At 44.3% G+C, this 19,456-nt stretch carries 16 protein-coding genes; 13 read left to right on the top strand and 3 right to left on the bottom strand.

The window, feature by feature from the left end:
* Positions 1–70 precede the first annotated feature (70 nt).
* A complete protein-coding gene (locus ABIO93_RS02070) occupies positions 71–2,017 on the bottom strand; it encodes a KUP/HAK/KT family potassium transporter (RefSeq protein WP_348063897.1) in 1,947 nt (648 codons plus the stop codon).
* Positions 2,018–2,105: 88 nt separating this feature from the next.
* Positions 2,106–3,458, bottom strand: a complete 1,353-nt coding sequence (locus ABIO93_RS02065; protein ID WP_348063895.1) for an Nramp family divalent metal transporter — start codon at positions 3,456–3,458, stop codon at positions 2,106–2,108.
* A 154-nt stretch (positions 3,459–3,612) separates the two neighbouring features.
* Here ABIO93_RS02065 and ABIO93_RS02060 point away from each other — a divergent pair, with 154 nt between their 5' ends.
* From ABIO93_RS02060 to ABIO93_RS02015, 10 genes are all read left to right on the top strand, one after another.
* The gene (locus ABIO93_RS02060; RefSeq protein ID WP_348063893.1) at positions 3,613–4,275 is read left to right on the top strand and encodes a metal-dependent transcriptional regulator; all 663 of its coding nucleotides are present in this window, start codon (positions 3,613–3,615) and stop codon (positions 4,273–4,275) included.
* 13 nt (positions 4,276–4,288) lie between these two features.
* On the top strand, positions 4,289–5,371 hold the full coding sequence (locus ABIO93_RS02055) for an LptF/LptG family permease (protein ID WP_348063891.1): 1,083 nt from the start codon (positions 4,289–4,291) through the stop codon (positions 5,369–5,371).
* 1 nt (position 5,372) lies between these two features.
* Positions 5,373–6,296 (top strand): DMT family transporter, encoded by a 924-nt coding sequence (locus ABIO93_RS02050; protein ID WP_348063889.1) that lies wholly within the window; start codon positions 5,373–5,375, stop codon positions 6,294–6,296.
* Between the two features lie 84 nt (positions 6,297–6,380).
* Complete coding sequence (locus ABIO93_RS02045) at positions 6,381–7,331, top strand: glycosyltransferase family 2 protein (protein ID WP_348063887.1); 951 nt, start codon at positions 6,381–6,383, stop codon at positions 7,329–7,331.
* Complete coding sequence (locus tag ABIO93_RS02040; RefSeq protein ID WP_348063885.1) at positions 7,324–8,760, top strand: DUF6056 family protein; 1,437 nt, start codon at positions 7,324–7,326, stop codon at positions 8,758–8,760. The genes ABIO93_RS02045 and ABIO93_RS02040 overlap by 8 nt, the downstream gene beginning before the upstream one ends.
* The gene (locus ABIO93_RS02035; protein WP_348063883.1) at positions 8,744–10,453 is read left to right on the top strand and encodes a hypothetical protein; all 1,710 of its coding nucleotides are present in this window, start codon (positions 8,744–8,746) and stop codon (positions 10,451–10,453) included. The genes ABIO93_RS02040 and ABIO93_RS02035 overlap by 17 nt, the downstream gene beginning before the upstream one ends.
* Before the next feature lie 74 nt (positions 10,454–10,527).
* Positions 10,528–11,472 (top strand): glycosyltransferase family 2 protein, encoded by a 945-nt coding sequence (locus ABIO93_RS02030; RefSeq protein WP_348063881.1) that lies wholly within the window; start codon positions 10,528–10,530, stop codon positions 11,470–11,472.
* Between the two features lie 4 nt (positions 11,473–11,476).
* The gene (locus ABIO93_RS02025) at positions 11,477–12,934 is read left to right on the top strand and encodes an MBOAT family O-acyltransferase (protein ID WP_348063879.1); all 1,458 of its coding nucleotides are present in this window, start codon (positions 11,477–11,479) and stop codon (positions 12,932–12,934) included.
* Between the two features lie 100 nt (positions 12,935–13,034).
* On the top strand, positions 13,035–13,415 hold the full coding sequence (locus tag ABIO93_RS02020; RefSeq protein ID WP_348063877.1) for a co-chaperone GroES family protein: 381 nt from the start codon (positions 13,035–13,037) through the stop codon (positions 13,413–13,415).
* 74 nt (positions 13,416–13,489) lie between these two features.
* Positions 13,490–14,809 carry a DEAD/DEAH box helicase gene (locus tag ABIO93_RS02015; RefSeq protein WP_348063875.1) on the top strand — a complete coding sequence of 440 codons (1,320 nt, stop codon included), beginning with the start codon at positions 13,490–13,492 and terminating at the stop codon, positions 14,807–14,809.
* A 143-nt stretch (positions 14,810–14,952) separates the two neighbouring features.
* Here ABIO93_RS02015 and ABIO93_RS02010 read toward each other — a convergent pair whose 3' ends face one another.
* The gene (locus ABIO93_RS02010; RefSeq protein ID WP_026630672.1) at positions 14,953–15,144 is read right to left on the bottom strand and encodes a cold-shock protein; all 192 of its coding nucleotides are present in this window, start codon (positions 15,142–15,144) and stop codon (positions 14,953–14,955) included.
* Positions 15,145–15,259: 115 nt separating this feature from the next.
* Here ABIO93_RS02010 and ABIO93_RS02005 point away from each other — a divergent pair, with 115 nt between their 5' ends.
* The 3 genes from ABIO93_RS02005 (at position 15,260) to ABIO93_RS01995 (ending at position 19,419) form a co-directional block, all read left to right on the top strand.
* Complete coding sequence (locus ABIO93_RS02005) at positions 15,260–16,237, top strand: alpha/beta fold hydrolase (RefSeq protein WP_348063872.1); 978 nt, start codon at positions 15,260–15,262, stop codon at positions 16,235–16,237.
* Between the two features lie 133 nt (positions 16,238–16,370).
* Positions 16,371–18,278, top strand: coding sequence for a phosphoglycerate dehydrogenase (gene serA, locus ABIO93_RS02000; RefSeq protein WP_348063870.1), 1,908 nt, complete (start codon positions 16,371–16,373; stop codon positions 18,276–18,278).
* Positions 18,279–18,345: 67 nt separating this feature from the next.
* Positions 18,346–19,419 (top strand): aminotransferase class V-fold PLP-dependent enzyme, encoded by a 1,074-nt coding sequence (locus ABIO93_RS01995; RefSeq protein WP_348063868.1) that lies wholly within the window; start codon positions 18,346–18,348, stop codon positions 19,417–19,419.
* Positions 19,420–19,456 lie beyond the last annotated feature (37 nt).

Here is a 19,456-nt window from a genome sequence, read left to right as displayed (position 1 = left end):
TTAAAAACCAAAAGGATCAACAATTGCAATGTTACTTGACAATTTTGATCCTTTCAGGAAATAAGCGAAATCAGGAGAAAACCCTTCTCAGTTTGATATTTTCGACCGGACGAATGATCAGCGGTACTTTCTCGATTTTAACAGAACTGCTGTCCAATCCAAACCATTTGTCTTCCGGTGTCGTGAAGTCTTTGACGAAGAAATATGTTTTCATCACTAGTTGCTCCACAAACGGTAGATCATTTTCGAATGAAAGAAAGCGTTCCAGTACCACAAAACGGAAGTCCCCGGTAATGTTCTGGCGGCTCAGCGACTCGTAGCGACTGGTAATGTCCACTTCTTTGTTCATCACCATATCTTCCACCACCTTCCTGAAAAACATGTTGATCCGCTGATCCACCCGGAATCCTAGCCGGAAATTGATCTTGATCACGTTATCATTGTTATCATCGTCGGAAAGCACTTTATACTCCATTGTGTACGGGTCATCGGTAATGTCCACGTGGATAAACCAGTACACATCGGCACGTTTGGGCCGTTTTTGAAATATAGAATAAATGACTTTGGTCTCGATCTCAGTAGCACGCGATGCATTGGTCATGAACACCAGGTGAGTCGTATATTTTGGGATACTGATGTCCCGGCTGAGCTCATGCAATGCAGGTAGGTATTTTTCAAGTTTCGTATATTCGGTGAGACGTAGTTTGATGTAAAAGGCTTTCAACCAAACGGTCATTAACCCTGCTACCACCACGCCGATGAGGATGGTGAACCAGCCACCATGGGTGAATTTCAGCAAATTTGCACCCAGGAATAGTCCTTCAATCGACAGATACAGGAACATGAATGCAATGACAATCCACAAGTTAACCCTTTTGATATACAGGTAATATGACATCAAAATGGTCGTCATGATCATGGTTAACGTAATGGCCAAACCATAGGCGGCCTCCATATTGGCGGACTCTTTAAAATAAAGAACCACGGCTATACAACCTAACAATAACAACCAGTTGATACTGGGGACATATAGCTGTCCTTTTTGATCGCTTGGGTAGATGAGCCTTACTTTTGGCCAGAAATTGAGTCGTATGGCTTCTGATATGAGTGTAAATGAGCCCGAAATAAGTGCTTGGCTGGCAATAATGGCAGCCGAAGTTGCAATGATGATACCGGGAAGCAGCCACCATTCAGGCATGATCTCATAAAAAGGTTTGCGTCCACCGAGCAGATTTCCCACTTCCGATAAAAGCCAGGCACCTTGTCCAAAATAGTTGAGAACCAGACAGCTTTTGACAAAAATCCAGCTAATTCGGATATTTCCCCTCCCGCAATGTCCAAGATCCGTATACAAAGCCTCAGCGCCCGTCGTACATAAGAAAACAGCACCCAGCATCCAAAACCCTCCCGGATGTTCAGTAAGCAACTGATACCCATATACGGGACTAAGAGCCTTGAAAATGGCTGGATGCAGCATAATTTGGGAAAGCCCCAACACACCAAGCATTGTAAACCAGGTGACCATCAGAGGGCCGAAGGCTCTTCCAACAATTTTTGTCCCGAAACCCTGGATTAGGAAGATTGCAGTAAGAATCCCGATTACAATTGGAATGGTTTGTATATTGGGATAAAGCAATTTAAGACCTTCAACTGCCGAAGAAACGGAAATGGGAGGGGTGATAATGCCATCCGCCAGTAATGTGCTTCCCCCGAGAATAGCCGGAACAGTTAACCATTTTGCATGCTTTCTAACCAGCGCGTACAGGGCGAAAATACCTCCTTCACCACGGTTGTCAGCACGCAATATCAGGATCACGTATTTAACGGTCGTCTGTAACGTAAGTGTCCAGAAAATGCAGGACAATGCACCGTAAATAATTTCTTCTGTAATTTTTTCAGACCCAATAACGGCCTGCATTACATACAATGGCGAGGTGCCAATGTCTCCGTAAATGATACCGAATGCAACCAGTATGCCTGCGGCTGTTACCTTATCTAGATTATGCTTGGATTCCATTCACTTTTTGTCGAAAAAACGGCGAAAGTTAGGAAACCGCAGCAAAGAAGTTACCGCCACTGACAAATTTAATTTGTCAGCCAGCAAATTAGCGGTTGAAAGTGTTGAAAAGCAGGTAGCCATTCAGACAAATAATCGTCAAAGTGATCACCCAGCTTAACGCAGTTACCATTTTTGAATTCGCAAAACTGCCCATGATGCCCTTGTTTGAAGTAAAGAGTACAAGCGGGACTACTGCAAAGCTTAGTTGGAGCGATAATATAACCTGACTGAAAACCAGCAAATCAGCAGTGCCCTTTTCTCCATAAAAATAAGAGACAATCAAGGCAGGCACGATGGCAATTCCTCTGGTAATGAGGCGGCGCAGCCAGGGTTTCAGGCGAATGTTCAAAAATCCTTCCATGACGATCTGCCCGGCGAGCGTACCGGTCAGTGTGGAGCTTTGGCCGGAAGCGAGTAATGCGAGCGCGAAAAATATACCGGCAAGACTCACGCCTAAAATTGGGTCGAGCAAATGGTAGGCATCGGTAATGTCGGCAACTTCAAAGCGACCATTGGCATGGAAAGCGGTAGCTGCCAGTACCAGGATCGATCCATTAATGAAGAAAGCGAGTGCAAGCGATACGGTTGAATCTATGGTAGCAAACTTAATGGCCGTCTTTTTACCTTCTTCATCCCGTTTAAATGCACGGGTTTGCACGATACTGGAATGCAGGTACAAATTATGGGGCATCACCGTCGCACCCAGGATCCCGATCGCAATGTAGAGCATGCCTGGATTGGTGACGATTTCTTTCTTTGGCAGTAACCCACCCAGCATTCCAGAAACCGACGGTTGAGAAACAATCATTTCATATACAAAACTAAAGAGAATGATGGTCATCAGACCGGCTACGATACTTTCAATGATGCGAAAACCTTTTTGCTGAAAATAAAGTACAACGAGAACATCCAAAGCAGTTAACACAACCCCAACCGGCAGCGGCAGGCCAAATAACAGATTGAGCGCAATTGCCGAACCAATCACTTCGGCCAGGTCGGTGGCTGCAATGGCGATTTCAGAGAGTATCCAAAGAACAAAAGATACGGGACGTGAATAATAATCACGGCAGGCTTGTGCAAGATCACGGCCGGAAGCAATGCCGAGTTTGAGTGAAAGATGCTGCAAAAGCATCGCAAACAGGTTGGAAATCAGGATTACTGAAAGTAATGCGTATCCAAATCGTGAGCCTCCTTCAATGTCAGTAGCCCAGTTACCCGGATCGATATAACCTACTGATACCATCAGGCCGGGACCTGCGAAAGCCATCATTTTTTTCCAAAATCCTGCTCCCTCGGGCACAGGGATGGATGAATGCACTTCTGATAGGGAGGCCAGACGGTCGGTATCGTCTGATATCTTATTTCGCAATGATCTATTTTCTTTTAAATTGTCTATCATTTTTGTGAGCGTTCGAAATAAACAATTTCGTTTACCGAAAACAAAGATAAATAAATTCTTAAATATATTTTTAGGTTAGTCTAAATTTTTTATTTTATGATTTGTAAAGCGTACTTTTGCAATAATCAGACCAGGCAACCGATGCCGACTTGCAATGCAGAACTCCTTCACAGAAGAAAATTATCTTAAAATTATTCATTCGCTTTCCGGACGCGACGGTGCAGAGGTGAGTACCAATGCGCTTGCCGAGAGTACAGCGACCCGTGCTGCTTCCGTTACAGATATGTTACGTAAGCTGGCGGAAAAAGGATTAATCAATTACAAAAAATACCAGGGCGTCACGCTGACCGAGTTGGGTGAGAAAGTGGCGATCAAGGTAATCCGTAAACACAGGCTCTGGGAGGTGTTTTTAGTCGAAAAACTGGGTTTCGGATGGGACGAGGTGCACGACATCGCCGAGGAACTGGAACATATACCTTCGGAGATCCTTGTCGAAAGGCTCGACATTTTCCTGGAACACCCCAGGTTTGATCCGCACGGTGACCCTATTCCCGATTCAAAAGGAAACCTTACCGAGCCAGATTATCGTATCTTAACGGATGCGCAGGTCGGGGAGAAAGTGCTGATGATGGGTGTACTCGATCATGCGCCTTCATTTTTGCAACATCTGGACAGGTCTGGAATTACGTTAGGCGCTGTTTTGGAAATCAAAGAAATTAATGAATATGATAAATCTGCTTCTGTACAAATAAACGGCGGTCCGACGTTGTTTATCAGTCTCGAGGTATCTAAAAATTTATTGGTACAGCGCCGATGAGACAAACCCAGCCATGAGACTTAAAATTCTGGATCGCTATCTGATCAAAAATTTCCTGATAACCTATGTTTTCGTGGCATTCGTGATCGTACTGATCATTTGCATGATCGATTACACGGAAAAAGTAGATGACTTTCTGGATAAAAAGGCGCCTCTCAATGAAATCCTCGTTGATTATTACCTTAATCTCATCCCTTACTGGATCAATTACATCAGTCCCCTGATGGTATTCATTGCGACCGTATTTTTCACGTCACGCATTGCTGCCCGGACCGAAATTGTGGCGATGCTGAGTAGTGGGATCAGTTTTGGGCGCATGCTGCTACCCTATATGGTCGGCGCGGTGATCCTTGGTGCGGTTACATTTATCCAGGTAGGATGGGTACTGCCCAAAGCGAACAAGATCCGTAACAATTTTGAAAAAACTTACGTCAGGCAGGAGTTCTATTTCAGCGGACATAATGTGCATATAACCATCGCCCCGGACGTGTATGCCTATCTCGAAAGCTATAACACTGCCACCAAAACGGGGAATAAGTTTACAATGGAAACCATCAAAGGCACTCAGCTGGTTCAGAAATTCTACGCTGATAAAATTGTTTGGCAGCCGAAAAGGGGCAAATGGAATCTCCAAAATTACCAAATCAGAACGTTGGATAGTCTGGGCGAAAAACTGAGTAGCGGTATGGAAATTGACACGACGATCAACCTATCGCCCAAAGATTTTGAAAGCGATTACAACCTGTTCGAAACTTTCACCTTACCAGAGCTGAATGCATACATTGATTTGCTTAAAAGTCGGGGTGCGGATGGTCTGGAAGTATACCTCATCGAAAAATACATTCGTTTTACACAGCCTTTCGCCATTCTGATCCTCACGGCGATCGGAGTGATCGTGTCGGCCCGTAAAAGCAGGAGAGGGGTTGGGTGGCAGATCGCGCTCGGTTTCATGCTGGCCTTTATCTACATTCTATTTTTTCTCTTATCAAAAGGCGTCGCTGAGGCGGGTACGATCAATACTTTGTTTGCGGTATGGTTACCCAACATTGTTTTTTCACTGATCGGAGTGGTTTTATACAAAACATTACCGCGCTGATATGCTTTCACCTGCCAATCTGCGGTCATACCTGCATCTGCATTTCCTGGTCATGATCTGGGGTTTTACGGCTATTGTGGGGCTGATGGTCACTATTTCCCCCGTCGCATTGGTTTTTTACCGTACGCTTTTTGCAGCAGCAGGTTTGGGTCTCATTATTTTTTTCAAACAAAAACCATTTAAAACCGACAGCACGGACCTGTTCAGAATGCTGGCGGTAGGATTTGTGTTATCAGCGCACTGGATGCTTTTTTTCGCATCGGCACGGGTATCAACGGCCTCCGTTTGCCTCGCAGGTATGGCCACTACCTCACTCTGGACGAGCCTGATCGAACCTCTTGTCAGTAAAAAACCAATCCGGCCGCTGGAAGTTGGGCTGGGAATTCTGGCTTTTGCAGGTTTATATGTGGTATTCAGATTCGAATTTGACCATGCGTTGGGGCTCGCGCTGGCGCTAGCTTCGGCCTTGCTGGCAGCTGTTTTTACAGTAGCCAATAGCAAACTAGTCCAGCGGATTAGTGCCTACACCATTACCTTTTACGAAATGATCGGTGCGACCGTCTTTTCCTTTGTGTTTTTAGGAATTTCAGAATGGCAGGGCTGGACGGGCGGCGAACCTTTTATTCCCGCAGGTAAGGATTGGATCTGGATTTTGTTTCTCGCCCTGGTATGTACGGTTTATGCCAGCACGATGGCCACACAGCTCATGAAGCAGTTTTCCGCCTATCTTATCAATCTGACTATCAACCTCGAACCGGTATATGGTATAGCTCTGGCCTTTTTCTTTTTTGGCGAAAAAGAGCGGATGACACAGGAGTTTTACCTCGGTACATTACTGATTTTGCTTGCGGTTTTGCTTTACCCGCTGCTCATGAATACGGCTTTCGGAAAACACGACCGGAAAGTAATTGAAATGAAGAAATAGGCCTTATTGAGCAGGGCCGGATAAGGAAAAGGAGCATATTAACTTATTACTGCTATTTTTGTCGCTTCAATCAAAAGGATAAATATGAATCCAGCCCGTTTACTTTTAGTAATACCATGTTACAATGAGGAAGCGATATTGTATCTGACCTATTCTAAATTAAACACCTACTTCAACGGCATCAAACAACAAGGACTCATTGCTCAGGATAGCAGGATTTGTTTTGTGAACGACGGAAGCAGGGACCGGACCTGGAATATCATTGAAGATCTTTGCCACGAGGATCCTAATGTGATCGGGGTAGGCTTGTCCAGAAACTTCGGACACCAGAGCGCCATCATGGCCGGGCTTGAAAAACACATTGATCACTTCGATTGCTTTATTACCATTGATGCTGATTTACAAGACGATATCAACGCGATCACGTCCATGATAGAGAAACATCGGGACGGTGCAATGGTGGTGTATGGCGTGAGGGGCGACAGAAGTTCCGATTCCTGGTTTAAACGCTCGACTGCAGAAGGTTTTTATGTTTTAATGCAAAAAATGGGCGTTCCGGTTGTTTTCAACCATGCTGATTTCAGGCTGATGGATCGCCGTGTATTGCAGGAATTGGGTAATTATAAGGAAATTAATTTGTTTCTGAGGGGTGTCGTACCGCTGATCGGCTTCCGGAATGACAAGGTTTTCTACAACCGGCTGGAACGCGAGGCCGGGGAAACCAAATACCCGCTGAGCAAAATGGTGCTCTTCGCCTGGAACGGGATCACGTCCTTTTCCACATTTCCAATGCGGCTGGTGCTCTATTTCGGCGTGTTCAATTTTTTGATCGCCATGGCCATCGTCGTGTACATTCTGTTTTCATATTTGGTAGGCTATACCGTTCCCGGCTGGACGTCCACCATGTTGCCGATCACCTTTTTCAGCGGTTCCAATATGATGGCGCTGGGCCTGATCGGGGAATACATTGGTAAGATTTATGAAGAAGTCAAAGGCCGCCCACGTTACATTATTGAAAAAACTGTCAATGAATAGATTTTATAGGAAATACAGAAGTGTCGGCAACTACATCAACATGCTGTTGATGTTCGTCGTGCTTATACCGATGTTGGCGCTATCATACTATAATCACCCGTCGCCCGCAGATGACTACTGCTACATCGACACTGTTTTTAAATACGGATGGTTTGGGGCGATGAAACTTTATTACACCGGGTGGACAGGCCGCTATTTTGGTATTTTCCTGAATCACAGCAATCCGCTATTGTTTCATTCCATTGCAGGTTTTAAAGTGCTGCCCGTTCTGCTGATCGGGGCTACTATTTTTTCATTTTACAGCCTTTTCCGTCACCTTACGCCTACGCTTTCACGCATTGCTCACATAGGTTTTGCAGGAGTTGTTTTCTTTCTTTTTGTCGTTAAAATGGCAGGGACTTCGGAAGCATTTTATTGGATGGCGGGGTTTGTAACCTTTACCGTACCAAGCATATTGACCCTTTTCTGGATCGTGCTGGTGCTGCGATGGTATCGTCAGGACACGCAATCATCTAAAATTCTCGAAGGTATTCTAGCTGCTTTTCTGGTATTCGCATCAATTGGTTGCAGCGAGCCTAACTTGCTGACCATGGTACTTTTGATTGGCGCCTGGTGGGTTTACAGACTGTTATACCACCGGAAGGTTGATGGTTTTATGGTTTCCATGCTGGTCGTGGCGCTTCTTTCATGTTATATGTTTTTTGCTGCACCGGGAAATGATGCGAGGATCGGTACCAATCCATTGGGAGGAAATATTCCGTTTTCGATCATTTCATCGTTCAAAATGCTGGCCAAACTTAGTTATGACTGGTTGTTCAGAACACCGCTGTTGTTCTTTTCAGTAGCCTGGCTGGTCGTACTTTCCCGTGTTTCGGAAGGCTCGCGGATTTACTTTTCGATCCCGGTATGGTATGCATTGCTGATGGTGGTAGGTATATTGGCGGCCCAACTTTTCCCGAATTATTATGGAGTAGGGATCGACCCGTCACCACGGGTGATCAATTGCGTTTACTTCTTTTTCCTGATCGGGTGGTTCTATTTAATCGGAGTTGTTTTTCATTATTTCAAACAAAGAAAGATCGACTACTTCCATTTTACAGTAGTTCGTTATGGCGTACTTTATGCCATTCTGGCGATTTCAATTGCGCTGTCCTTTTATCGCAGCGCTAACGTTAATATGCTGTACAGAGATTGGTTAAAAGGAAAAGCAGCTGCATTTGACAAAGAAATGTATGCCCGTTACGCCATGCTGGAAAACGCAAAAGGAGACATTGTTGACCTGCCCCTGATACAGTCAAAACCGCTTTCCATTTTCGTGGACGATGACATTAAAACGGACTCAACGTCCTGGTGGAACAGATGTATGGCGGGTTATTATGGAAAAAAGGTGATCACTGTGAAAAGTACCGAAAGTGAACAAAAACAGTAATCTTCTTCGTATCGTTTCGATGCTGGTACCCGTCTTGCTTTGGGTATTTGTCATTTTATACTATTCCGTCAACCTTCCCTGGTACGACGATTTCGATCCTTTTCCGGATTTCCTGCACAAATGGATCACAGACGCGTCGCTATCTGACCGCCTCAACCTGCTGTTCCAGCCCAACAATGAGCATCGGATGGTGGTCGGGAAGCTGGTAACATTGATCTACTACTGGATTACCGGTCATCTTAATTTCACATTTCTGCACATTGCCGGGGCTTGCTTTACATTAGGTACGCTCGCTATTTTCTGGCGATCATTCAAAGAGAGCAAGCTTAGCTGGTGGTATTTTCTGCCGGTGCCTTTTTTGCTGTTTCAATTGCAGTATCATTTGGTCTTTCTTTGGGCAATTTGTAGTCTGCAACATCAGCCGGTGGTTTTCTTCGTATGCCTGTCGATGTTTTTATTATCAAAAAATCGTTTTGGATGGGCAGTGCTGGCGGCCGTTTGCGCTACTTATGCCATGAGTAACGGCATATTTGTGTGGCCTGCCGGCGTGGTCGTATTACTGCTTAGCTTTCGTTATAAGCATCTCGCGGTGTGGTGCGTGGCCGGAACATTGGCGGTGGGCTTCTATTTCTACGGATTATCGGCGCAGGGGAATGAATCCAGTCTGGCGTTTTTTGCCAAATATCCCCATTTATCGGTCTTGGGCTTTTTCGCTTTTCTGGGCGGATTATTTGACTTTTTTCCAGAGAAAACCATCGTCGTGCGTTCAGCATTGCCAGTACTGATGGGTTTTCTGGTGATGATATGGATTGTAATCTGGCTTCTCAGGCAGTTAACGCCCTGGCTAACCCAGACATTCGGTTGGCCACGCAAAGCGATCGGCTTATCGGCATCAACTATTGAAGCTTACATTGAAACCAAGGCATTCCAGAAGTTTTTATTGGGAATACTAACATTCTTGTTGGTTAATGCATTGATCATCGGGTTGTTGAGGCCCAGGTTTGGCTTTTTTGTGATGATCGTCAGCAATTACAAAATGTACCCCGCATTGTTCCTGACCATAGCCTACCTGACATTTATCGCTTCAACAAATCGTCAGGGTTTACAGAAAAAGGCATTTCAGCTCACCTTGGTAGTAAGTATAGCAATCTGGTGTATTTCCATTTACAGTTATTTGCCTGTGATCTCAGAAAGACATAAGTATTTGACTGTGAACGGCTACAATCAAGAGTATAATGGATTTGGGTTAGGACATGTGCCGTTCTCAAAAAGTGCGGGTTATGTTGATGATTTGATGAAGGACATGGTCAGTTTAGGAGTTTTCCAGTATCCCACGCAGGTTTCAGAACTAGCGACCCAGGTAGCCTCCATTCAGGGGAATGCTCCTTTTCAGAAAGAAATAGCCATTACTGACCGGGAAAAAGCATTCTATCTGGATGATTCTGTAAGTCCAATGTCCTATAATAGGTCAAGTGGGCAGTATGCTTTTGTCAGAAATAGCGGGCACCTTTATTTTTTCAAAATGGAGCCGCATAAGTACGCTGGCAGGAACGTTTTTCGGCAGTATGACAAAGGCTCGGATGTCGAAATTCCATTCACTTCACTGCTGCCAGGCACGTACGATCTGGGAGTAATCCGCGTTCAGAATGGACAAACAAGCGGCGGTATTCTTAGAAAAATTACAATACCTTAAATAAATGAATATTTCGATAATGCACTGAAAGGTGTATTTTTGCCGCCATAGGTCCAATTGAAAACAGTATCATATTGAAAACCCCTCAGATATCCATTGTTGCGCCGCTTTACAACGAGTCCGAGTCTTTCCCTCTGCTGGTGAAACGCATCAATGCATTGATGGATTCGAGTCCGCTGGCAATAGAAGTAGTGCTCATCGACGATGGTAGTAAGGATGATACTGCACTCAAAATCAGGCAACTGGCATTGACGGACGAGCGGTACCACGGTATATTTTTATCCAGAAACCACGGCCATCAGCTGGCATTAACGGCCGGTATTTCTGCTGCACGCGGCACCGAGGCTCTTTTTGTAATTGACGGAGACCTGCAAGACCCCCCCGAACTGCTTCCTGAATTCTATAAGTTGCTACAAGACGGCAACGATGTGATATATGCAGTCCGTAAAAAGCGGAAAGAAGGAATTATCAAGAAAGCTGGCTACCATTTATTCTATCGGATACTGCGTTCGATCTCATATGTAGAGATACCACTGGATAGCGGCGACTTTGCGATGATCAGCCGCAGGGTAGTGAATGTCCTTAATAAAATGCCGGAAGAAAGCCGCTATTTGCGGGGAATGCGTTCCTGGATCGGATTTAAGCAGGTTGGCTTCGAATATGAGAGAGACGCCCGGGCTGCCGGCGAATCCAAGTATTCATTCAAGCAGTTGTTTCAACTGGCATATAACGGTATTTTCAATTTTAGTGAATTTCCGGTGAAGTTTATGAGCCGGATTGGGATTACAGCTATCCTGATCTCGCTCGTGTATTTTTTGACTGTTGTCATCAAGAAAATGTTCTTCGCGCACGTGATTGAAGGTTTTACTTCTTTACTTTTTGTGATCATATTGTTTAGCGGTGTGCAGCTGCTGGCCCTCGGAATTATTGGCGAATATGTTCTGCGCATATTTTTCCAATCCAAAAACCGTCCTTTATTTATCATCAAGGAAGAAATAGTCGACCGCGAGTACATTTGAGCTAATGCTGTTTAACACGATCCAATTCATCATATTCTTTATTGTCGTTACGCTGGCTTATTTCAGTCTGTCGTGGCGCGGCCGCTGGATGCTTTTGCTAGTTACCAGCTGCTATTTTTACATGGTGTTCAAGCCTGTTTTTATACTGATACTCTTTGGAACTATCATTATAGATTATTATGCAGGCATCTGGATTGAGAAATCGAAGGACGCAAAGCAGAAAAAACTGCTCTTGGTTATCAGTTTAATTTCGAACATTGGTATCCTCGCTTTTTTTAAATATTACGACTTTTTGCAGGATTCGGTCAACCATGTCCTCGCCTTGATGGACTTTCGGTTTGCTATACCGCCGCTGACGAGAATTTTACCTGGTCCGATCGCAGAAATGATCACTGAGGCTGGTAAGGTCATATTGCCTATCGGGTTATCATTTCACACATTCCAGGCCATGAGCTACACCATTGAAGTGTATCGTGGGAACCAAGCTGCTGAAAAGCATTTCGGGATTTACGCTTTGTACGTGATGTTTTATCCCCAGTTAGTAGCTGGTCCGATCGAGCGGCCACAGAATATGCTGTTCCAGTTTCATTCGTATTTCAAATACGACTTTGAGCAGGTGAAGCAAGGATTAATGCAAATGGCTTTTGGACTTTTTAAGAAAATGGTCATCGCCGACAGACTTTCGATCATGGTCGATTACGCTTACGATCCCGCTTCGGACCACAATGGATTGACATTATTAACAGCTACCATATTTTATTCTTTCCAAATTTATTGCGATTTCTCCGGCTATTCCGACATGGCCATTGGAGCGGCCCGGGTCATGGGTTTTACTTTAATGGACAACTTCCGGTCACCGTATGAAGCCAGGTCCATCCCTGAATTTTGGGGACGATGGCACATCTCGCTTTCCACGTGGTTCAGGGATTATTTATACATTCCACTTGGGGGAAATCGAAAGGGTGAGCTAATGAAATATCGTAATCAGCTGATCGTCTTTATGGTAAGCGGGTTGTGGCATGGTACGAGTTGGAGTTTTGTCATTTGGGGCAGCCTCCATGGCATCTACCAGGTACTGGCGTCGGTTCGCGATAAATGGATAAAAAAAGCGAATATTCATGTACCGGACAATCTCTTTTTTAGATCAATTAATATCTTTCTGACCTTCATGTTAGTGACGCTTGCGTGGGTTTTCTTTCGGAATTCCATTGGTCGGTCGGTCATTATTTTGAAGGGCATCGCAAACCTGTCTTTATCAGACGAGATCATGACACCTTTAAATAGTGTGGAAATGTGGTTTTGCGTTTTCCTGATTGTTTTCCTGCTGATCAAGGAGCATTACTACGAAAAAATACCAACCCGGAACACTACATTATTCTTCATTCTGTTTCCGATCATCTCTTTTCTTACCTATTTCCTGGGCGTTCTCACTGAAAATCAGTTCATATACTTCCAGTTTTAAAAGGAAAGAGAAAGGGGCAAACATTTGCTATTAAATATTTGTTACCCTTGTTTAAAGGGTAATTTCATCCCTAGCTATCCAGATTAAAGTTTTCAATAAAATGTACGAAGTAACTTCTGACAACCGGTTAAAAAGTCTAATAGTAGTGGGTGACCGGGTATTGATCCGTCCCAAAAGCCCGAGTGACAGAACCAATAGTGGCTTGTATCTTCCGCCAACGGTTACGGAAAGAGAGCAGGTTCAAAGCGGATATGTGATCAAGGTAGGTCCGGGCTATCCCATTCCTGTGGCAGCAGAGGACGAGCCTTGGAAAGAGACCGAAGAAAAAGTAAAATACATGCCTTTGCAGTCCAAAGAGGGTGATTTAGCGATTTATTTGCAACGCAATGCCATCGATCTTGAATATGACGGTCAGAAATATGTGATCGTTCCGCAAGCCTCCATTCTCATGCTGGAACGTTCAGAAGATTTATTCGACTGATCTGAAATTAGGCCAGCCTATCATAAAAGTGTGAGCGGCGTGGTCATCGGAGCCAAAGTGCCGTATCTTTGGGCATGATAACTCCGGAAAACCACCCCGTTAATCTCGACGGGCTAGGCATTGCAGCACTGAATGCAATGCAAAATGAAGCAAATGATGCGATTCAGCAAAATAGTGAGGTAGTACTGCTTTCCCCCACAGGCTCAGGGAAAACACTGGCTTTCCTGCTACCGATTGCAGGTATTTTAAAGACTGACGTACAACTGGTACAATGTCTGATCGTGGTTCCTACCCGGGAGCTGGCCCTTCAGATCGAGCAGGTTTGGCGGAAAATGTCAACCGGCTTTAAAGTGACTTGCTGCTATGGCGGGCACGATATGCCCACGGAAATTCGCAGCCTGGTAGAGCCTCCTGCATTGATTATCGGTACACCGGGCCGCGTTCTGGATCACATTCAGCGACAATCTTTCACCGGAAAACAAATATCCACACTGGTACTCGACGAGTTTGACAAGTCTCTGGAAATGGGTTTTCAGGAAGAAATGACTGACATTATCCGCAATCTCCGTGGCCTTAAAAAACGAATTCTTGTTTCGGCTACTAACGCTAAAATCCCTTCATTCGCAGGACTGAAAGCGCCGGTAGTCATTGATTATGTGAATGAGAATAAGGAAAAAAGTGGCCTGACATTGGTTCAGGTAATATCGGAGAAAAAAGATAAGATTCCGGTACTGGTTAAGTTGTTAGGCGTCTTGGGAGCTGAATCGACCTTGATATTCTGTAATCAAAGAGATTCTGTGGAACGAATCAGCGCGATACTGAAAGAAGAAGGTATTGATTGCGCATTTTTTCATGGCAAGCTGGAACAGGAAGATCGTGAAAGAACATTGATCCGTTTTCGAAATGGATCCGTACAGTACCTGGCCGCAACGGACCTGGCCGCACGTGGACTCGACATCCCGGACGTGAAGCACGTGGTTCACTTTGAATTACCGATGAAGGCGGACGAGTTTACGCATCGTAATGGCCGCACAGCCCGTATGATGGCCGAGGGTACCGCCTACATGCTCACGCACCAGGACGAGCAACTTCCCGATTACATTCCAGGCAGACTCAAAGTACTTACGCTTCCTGCAAAATCATCGCTACCGCCGGTTTCTGAGTGGGTGACGGTGTATATCAGCGGAGGTAAGAAAAATAAGCTCAATAAAATGGATATTGTTGGGTTTCTGCTTCAAAAAGGGCAGATTGAAAAACAGGACCTGGGACTTATTGAGGTTAAAGACAACATTTCATTTGCGGCCGTCAAAAGAGATAAAGTAAAGGACATGCTGGCACTGATTGCCACAGAAAAGATGAAGGGAAAGAAATATAAAATAGAAGTAGCCAGATAGAATTCGCTCCGCAGGCCTTGCGGAGCCTTTCAATGCATATAGTCAAAAGACTTTTAAGGAAATGAGCAAGGCAAAATAAAAGTATGGACATAAAAAAAAGCATGCAGTACAGCATGCTTTCGAAATGTCTTTTATGCCTAAACTTAGATAACGCGAACGTTAACTGCATTCAGACCTTTTTTTCCATTTTCTACGTCGTAAGACACTTTGTCATTTTCACGGATGTCGTCTTGAAGACCTGAAACGTGAACGAAAATGTCCTTCTCACCAGTTGATGGTTGGATGAATCCAAATCCTTTGGAGTCATTGAAAAACTTTACTGTACCTTCTGCCATTAGTATTGATCTTATATTTTTTTAAAAACCAAATGTATATAGAAAAAATATAAAAACAAGAATAAAATTAAAAATCACTTAGAATTATTCTAGTTAATTAATTAAACTTTGTGGCATGCCCTTGATTGAAACCCTATCCAATATTTCCCCTTACTGGCTCCCAAACGGGCATTTTCAGAGTATTTACCCCGCACTTTTTCGCCGGGTAAGGGGTGTAAAATATTTCCGGGAAAGAATTGTAACCGATGATGAAGATTTTCTGGACCTCGACTGGTCTTACGGAAATAGCGCCGGATCGGGGCGGTTGGTTATACTCTCGCATGGCCTCGAAGGCAACAGTACGCGACAGTACATTCTGGGAATGGTGAAGCTTTTAAATGAAAAAGGATTTGACTGTCTGGCTTGGAACTTTCGCGGCTGCGGTGGGGAAATGAACAAGACGGCGCGGTTTTACCATAGCGGCGCCACAGAAGATCTTGATCTCGTTGTTAAACACGCCATTGGAAAAAATAAATACGACAGCATTCATCTGCTTGGTTTTAGTCTGGGGGGCAATCTTACACTCAAATACCTGGGCGAATCAGGAAGTAATCTGGATCCGAGTATCCGAAATGCATTGGTGTTTAGTGTTCCTATGGATCTTAAAGCTTGCAGTCTCGCCATTATTCAGCCTGAAAATGCAGTTTATATGCACCGTTTTTTAAGATCGCTGAGACCGAAGGTGAATGAGAAGGCGGTACATTTCCCGGATCGTATTAATGTAGCAGATCAAAAGCATGTGCGAACACTCTACGACTTCGACCATATTTTTACCGCACCGCTGCATGGGTTCAATAGTGCGGACCATTACTACGAGCAATGCAGCTCCAAATTCTTCATCAAGGATATTGCCATCCCGACAATGGTCATTAATGCAAAAAATGATCCGATCGTACCTTACGAGAGCTTGCCACTGAGCGAGTTGGCAGCACACGAGCTTGTTTGTCTGATCGCGACGCGGGACGGAGGACACTGCGGGTTTAGACCTGCGAAGCTTAATCATAACATTTACTGGTCGGAGCAAAGAGCTGTGGAGCTATTTTCAAAACAATAAAACTCATCCAGAGAATATTTTGTTAGCGTCATAGCTAACGGATTCGTAATTTTGCACCGTAATTGAAGAAACACCGGACCCTTAGAGATATAAATTACGTCAACTCGATTATTATTAAGTTATTTCCCGCTTCATGTCCACATTAACTCTCAATCCACCACCGTACATTATCATTGATTTCGACAGTACTTTTACGAAAGTGGAAGGACTGGACGAACTCGCTGCGATTGCCTTGAAAGGTCATCCGGAAAAAGATCTGATCGTTCAAAAGATATCGGACCTTACCAATAAGGGAATGAATGGCGAAATGTCATTTGCGGATGGTCTGCGTCAGCGAATTGCTTTGTTGAAAGCTAATCGTACCCACATTGATGATCTGGTTTCTTTTTTAAGGACCAAAATTTCGGATTCGTTTCAGCGGAACAAACAGTTTTTGACTGAAAATGCAGACCAGATTTTTATCGTTTCAAGTGGTTTTAAAGAGTTTATTGTTCCGATAGTGACAGAAATGGGGATCCACGCTGACCATGTGTATGCTAACGAATTCAGTTTTGACGAAGACGGTAACATTATCGGTGTTGACGAAGAAAACCAACTTTCAACCGATGGAGGGAAGATCAAGGTTCTTACTACCCTCAATCTGGCAGGTGAAGTTTATGCAATTGGAGATGGTTATACGGATTATGAACTGAAAGCTTCGGGGTTGGCCAATCGTTTTTATGCATTTACCGAAAATATAGAACGGCCGCGCGTGATGGCAGTTGCAGACCATATTGCGACTTCTTTTGATGACTTTTTGTATGATAACAAATTGAGCAGAAGCCAGTCTTATCCAAAAAGCCGTATCAAAGTGTTGTTGCTGGAAAATGTACACCCCGCAGCTTTGCGTGCCTTTGAAGAACAGGGCTTTAATGTGGAGTTTGTAAAAGGTGCATTGGACGAAGATGAGCTTTGCGAAAGGATTAAGGACGTATCCATTATAGGTATCCGTTCCAAAACAAATATTACCAAACGTGTGCTTGAAAATGCGAATCGTTTGATGGCTATCGGCGCTTTTTGCATTGGCACCAATCAAATTGACCTCGATGAAGCTGCTAAACGTGGTATTGCGGTTTTCAATGCCCCGTACAGTAACACCCGTTCTGTTGTGGAACTGGCTGTTGGTGAGATGATCCTGCTGATCCGTAATATCGTAGGTAAAAGCAATCAGCTGCACCAGGGAATCTGGGACAAATCTGCCAATGGTAGTTTCGAGGTTCGTGGCAAAAAATTGGGAATGGTAGGTTACGGAAGTATTGGTACGCAGCTTTCTGTGGTTGCCGAGGCGCTGGGTATGGAGGTGTATTTTTATGATGCCGTAGAAAAATTGTCAATCGGGAATGCTAGAAAAGTAAATTCACTGGAAGAGTTGCTGGCACTATCTGATGTGATCAGTATGCACGTGGATGGCCGGAAAGAAAATACCAATTTGATCGGAAAGCGCGAGTTTGACTTGATGAAGGACGGAGTGATATTCCTGAACTTGTCACGCGGGCACGTGGTGGACATTCAGGCATTGGCTGACGCAGTGAAGAGTGGAAAAGTAGCAGGCGCTGGTGTAGACGTGTTCCCGAAAGAGCCAAAAACCAATGACGAATTGTTTGAAAGCGAATTGCTGGGATTGCCTAATGTGATCCTGACACCGCACATTGGAGGAAGTACCGAAGAGGCGCAGGAAAATATCGGGCATTTTGTTCCTGCCAAGTTGCTGGAATATATGAACAACGGAAGTTCTTACGGAAGCGTGAATTTCCCGGAAGTGCAATTGCCGAAACTGAAAGATTCTCACCGCTTGCTGCATATCCATGCCAATGTACCGGGTGTGCTTGCGAAGCTGAACCATATTTTTGGGAAGAACAACATTAACATTACTGGCCAGTATCTCAAAACCAATGAGCATATCGGTTATGTAATCGTCGATATCGCAAAGGATTACACGGAGGAATTCATTCAGGAAGTAAAAGAGCTGGAAGGAACCATCCGGTTCAGAATGCTTTACTAAGCTTTGTTGAAATCAAAAAGTGAACCGGAAAAGGTTCACTTTTTTTGTCACCTATCATTCGATCACTATGTCATTCACATTTTTTACGCCAGGCCCCGCGCAGCTATATCCAACATTTGAAAAGCATTTACAAACTTTTGTAACTGACCAGCTCGGGTCGATCTCGCACAGAAGTCAGCAATATCGCGATATCCATAAATTCACTGTGGATCAGCTTCGGATACTTTTGAATGTTCCGGCTAGCCATGCTATTTTGTTTTTAGGTTCGGCTTCCGAGATTTGGGAGCGGATTTTGTTCAGTTGTGTGGAACTGGAAAGTTATCACCTGGTGAATGGATCGTTTTCAAAAAAGTTTTACGATTACTCCAACTCGCTGAATAAATATGCTCATTTGTTTGAAAAACCAATGGGTGAGAGTTTTGTAGCGTCAGAAGTCGTGGTACCTGAATATGCGGAACTGATCTGCACCACGCACAACGAAACGAGCTCGGGCGTTCAGATGCCGGTTTCGGAGATACATAAAATCAAACAAAAAAACCCGTCTAAGTTTATTGCCGTGGATATGGTTTCTTCTGCTCCATATCCGGAGCTTGATTACAGCCTGATCGATACTGCATTCTTTTCAGTTCAGAAAGCATTTGGATTACCGGCTGGACTTGGTGTTTGGATCGTGAGCGAAAAATGCCTTCAAAAAGCAGAGTATATCAAAAACCAGTATTCGATCGGGGCGCATAATGATCTGCCCACGCTTTGGAAAAACGCATTGAACAATGAAACACCTGCTACCCCTAATGTAATGGGGATTTATTTGTTGGGTAAAATCGCTGAAGATTTTAACAAGATCGGCGTGCAGAACATTAGAAAAGAAACCGAGCAGAAAGCGGCTCTGATCTATAAATTCATCGAAAAAACCACGGGATTTACACCATTTGTGAAGGATAAGGCCAATCGCTCTCAAACGGTGGTAGTCGCCAATACAGAGCTTGTTTCCACTGACATTATCAAGGCCGTAAAATCCCAGGGAATGGTAATCGGCAGCGGGTACGGGAAGTATAAATTGAACCAACTGCGCATCGCCAACTTCCCGGCAACTTCATTAGAAGATGTTGAGAAGCTAATTCATGTTTTGGGGAGAATATAATTTTTTGGTTTAAGAAAGTGACCAGCGAGGATGTCCG

It is taken from the genome of Dyadobacter sp. (assembly GCF_039919315.1).
Lineage (GTDB): Bacteria > Bacteroidota > Bacteroidia > Cytophagales > Spirosomataceae > Dyadobacter.
The sequence above is the reverse complement of the archived record's forward strand: the minus strand, read 5'-3'. Positions and strand labels throughout refer to the sequence as shown.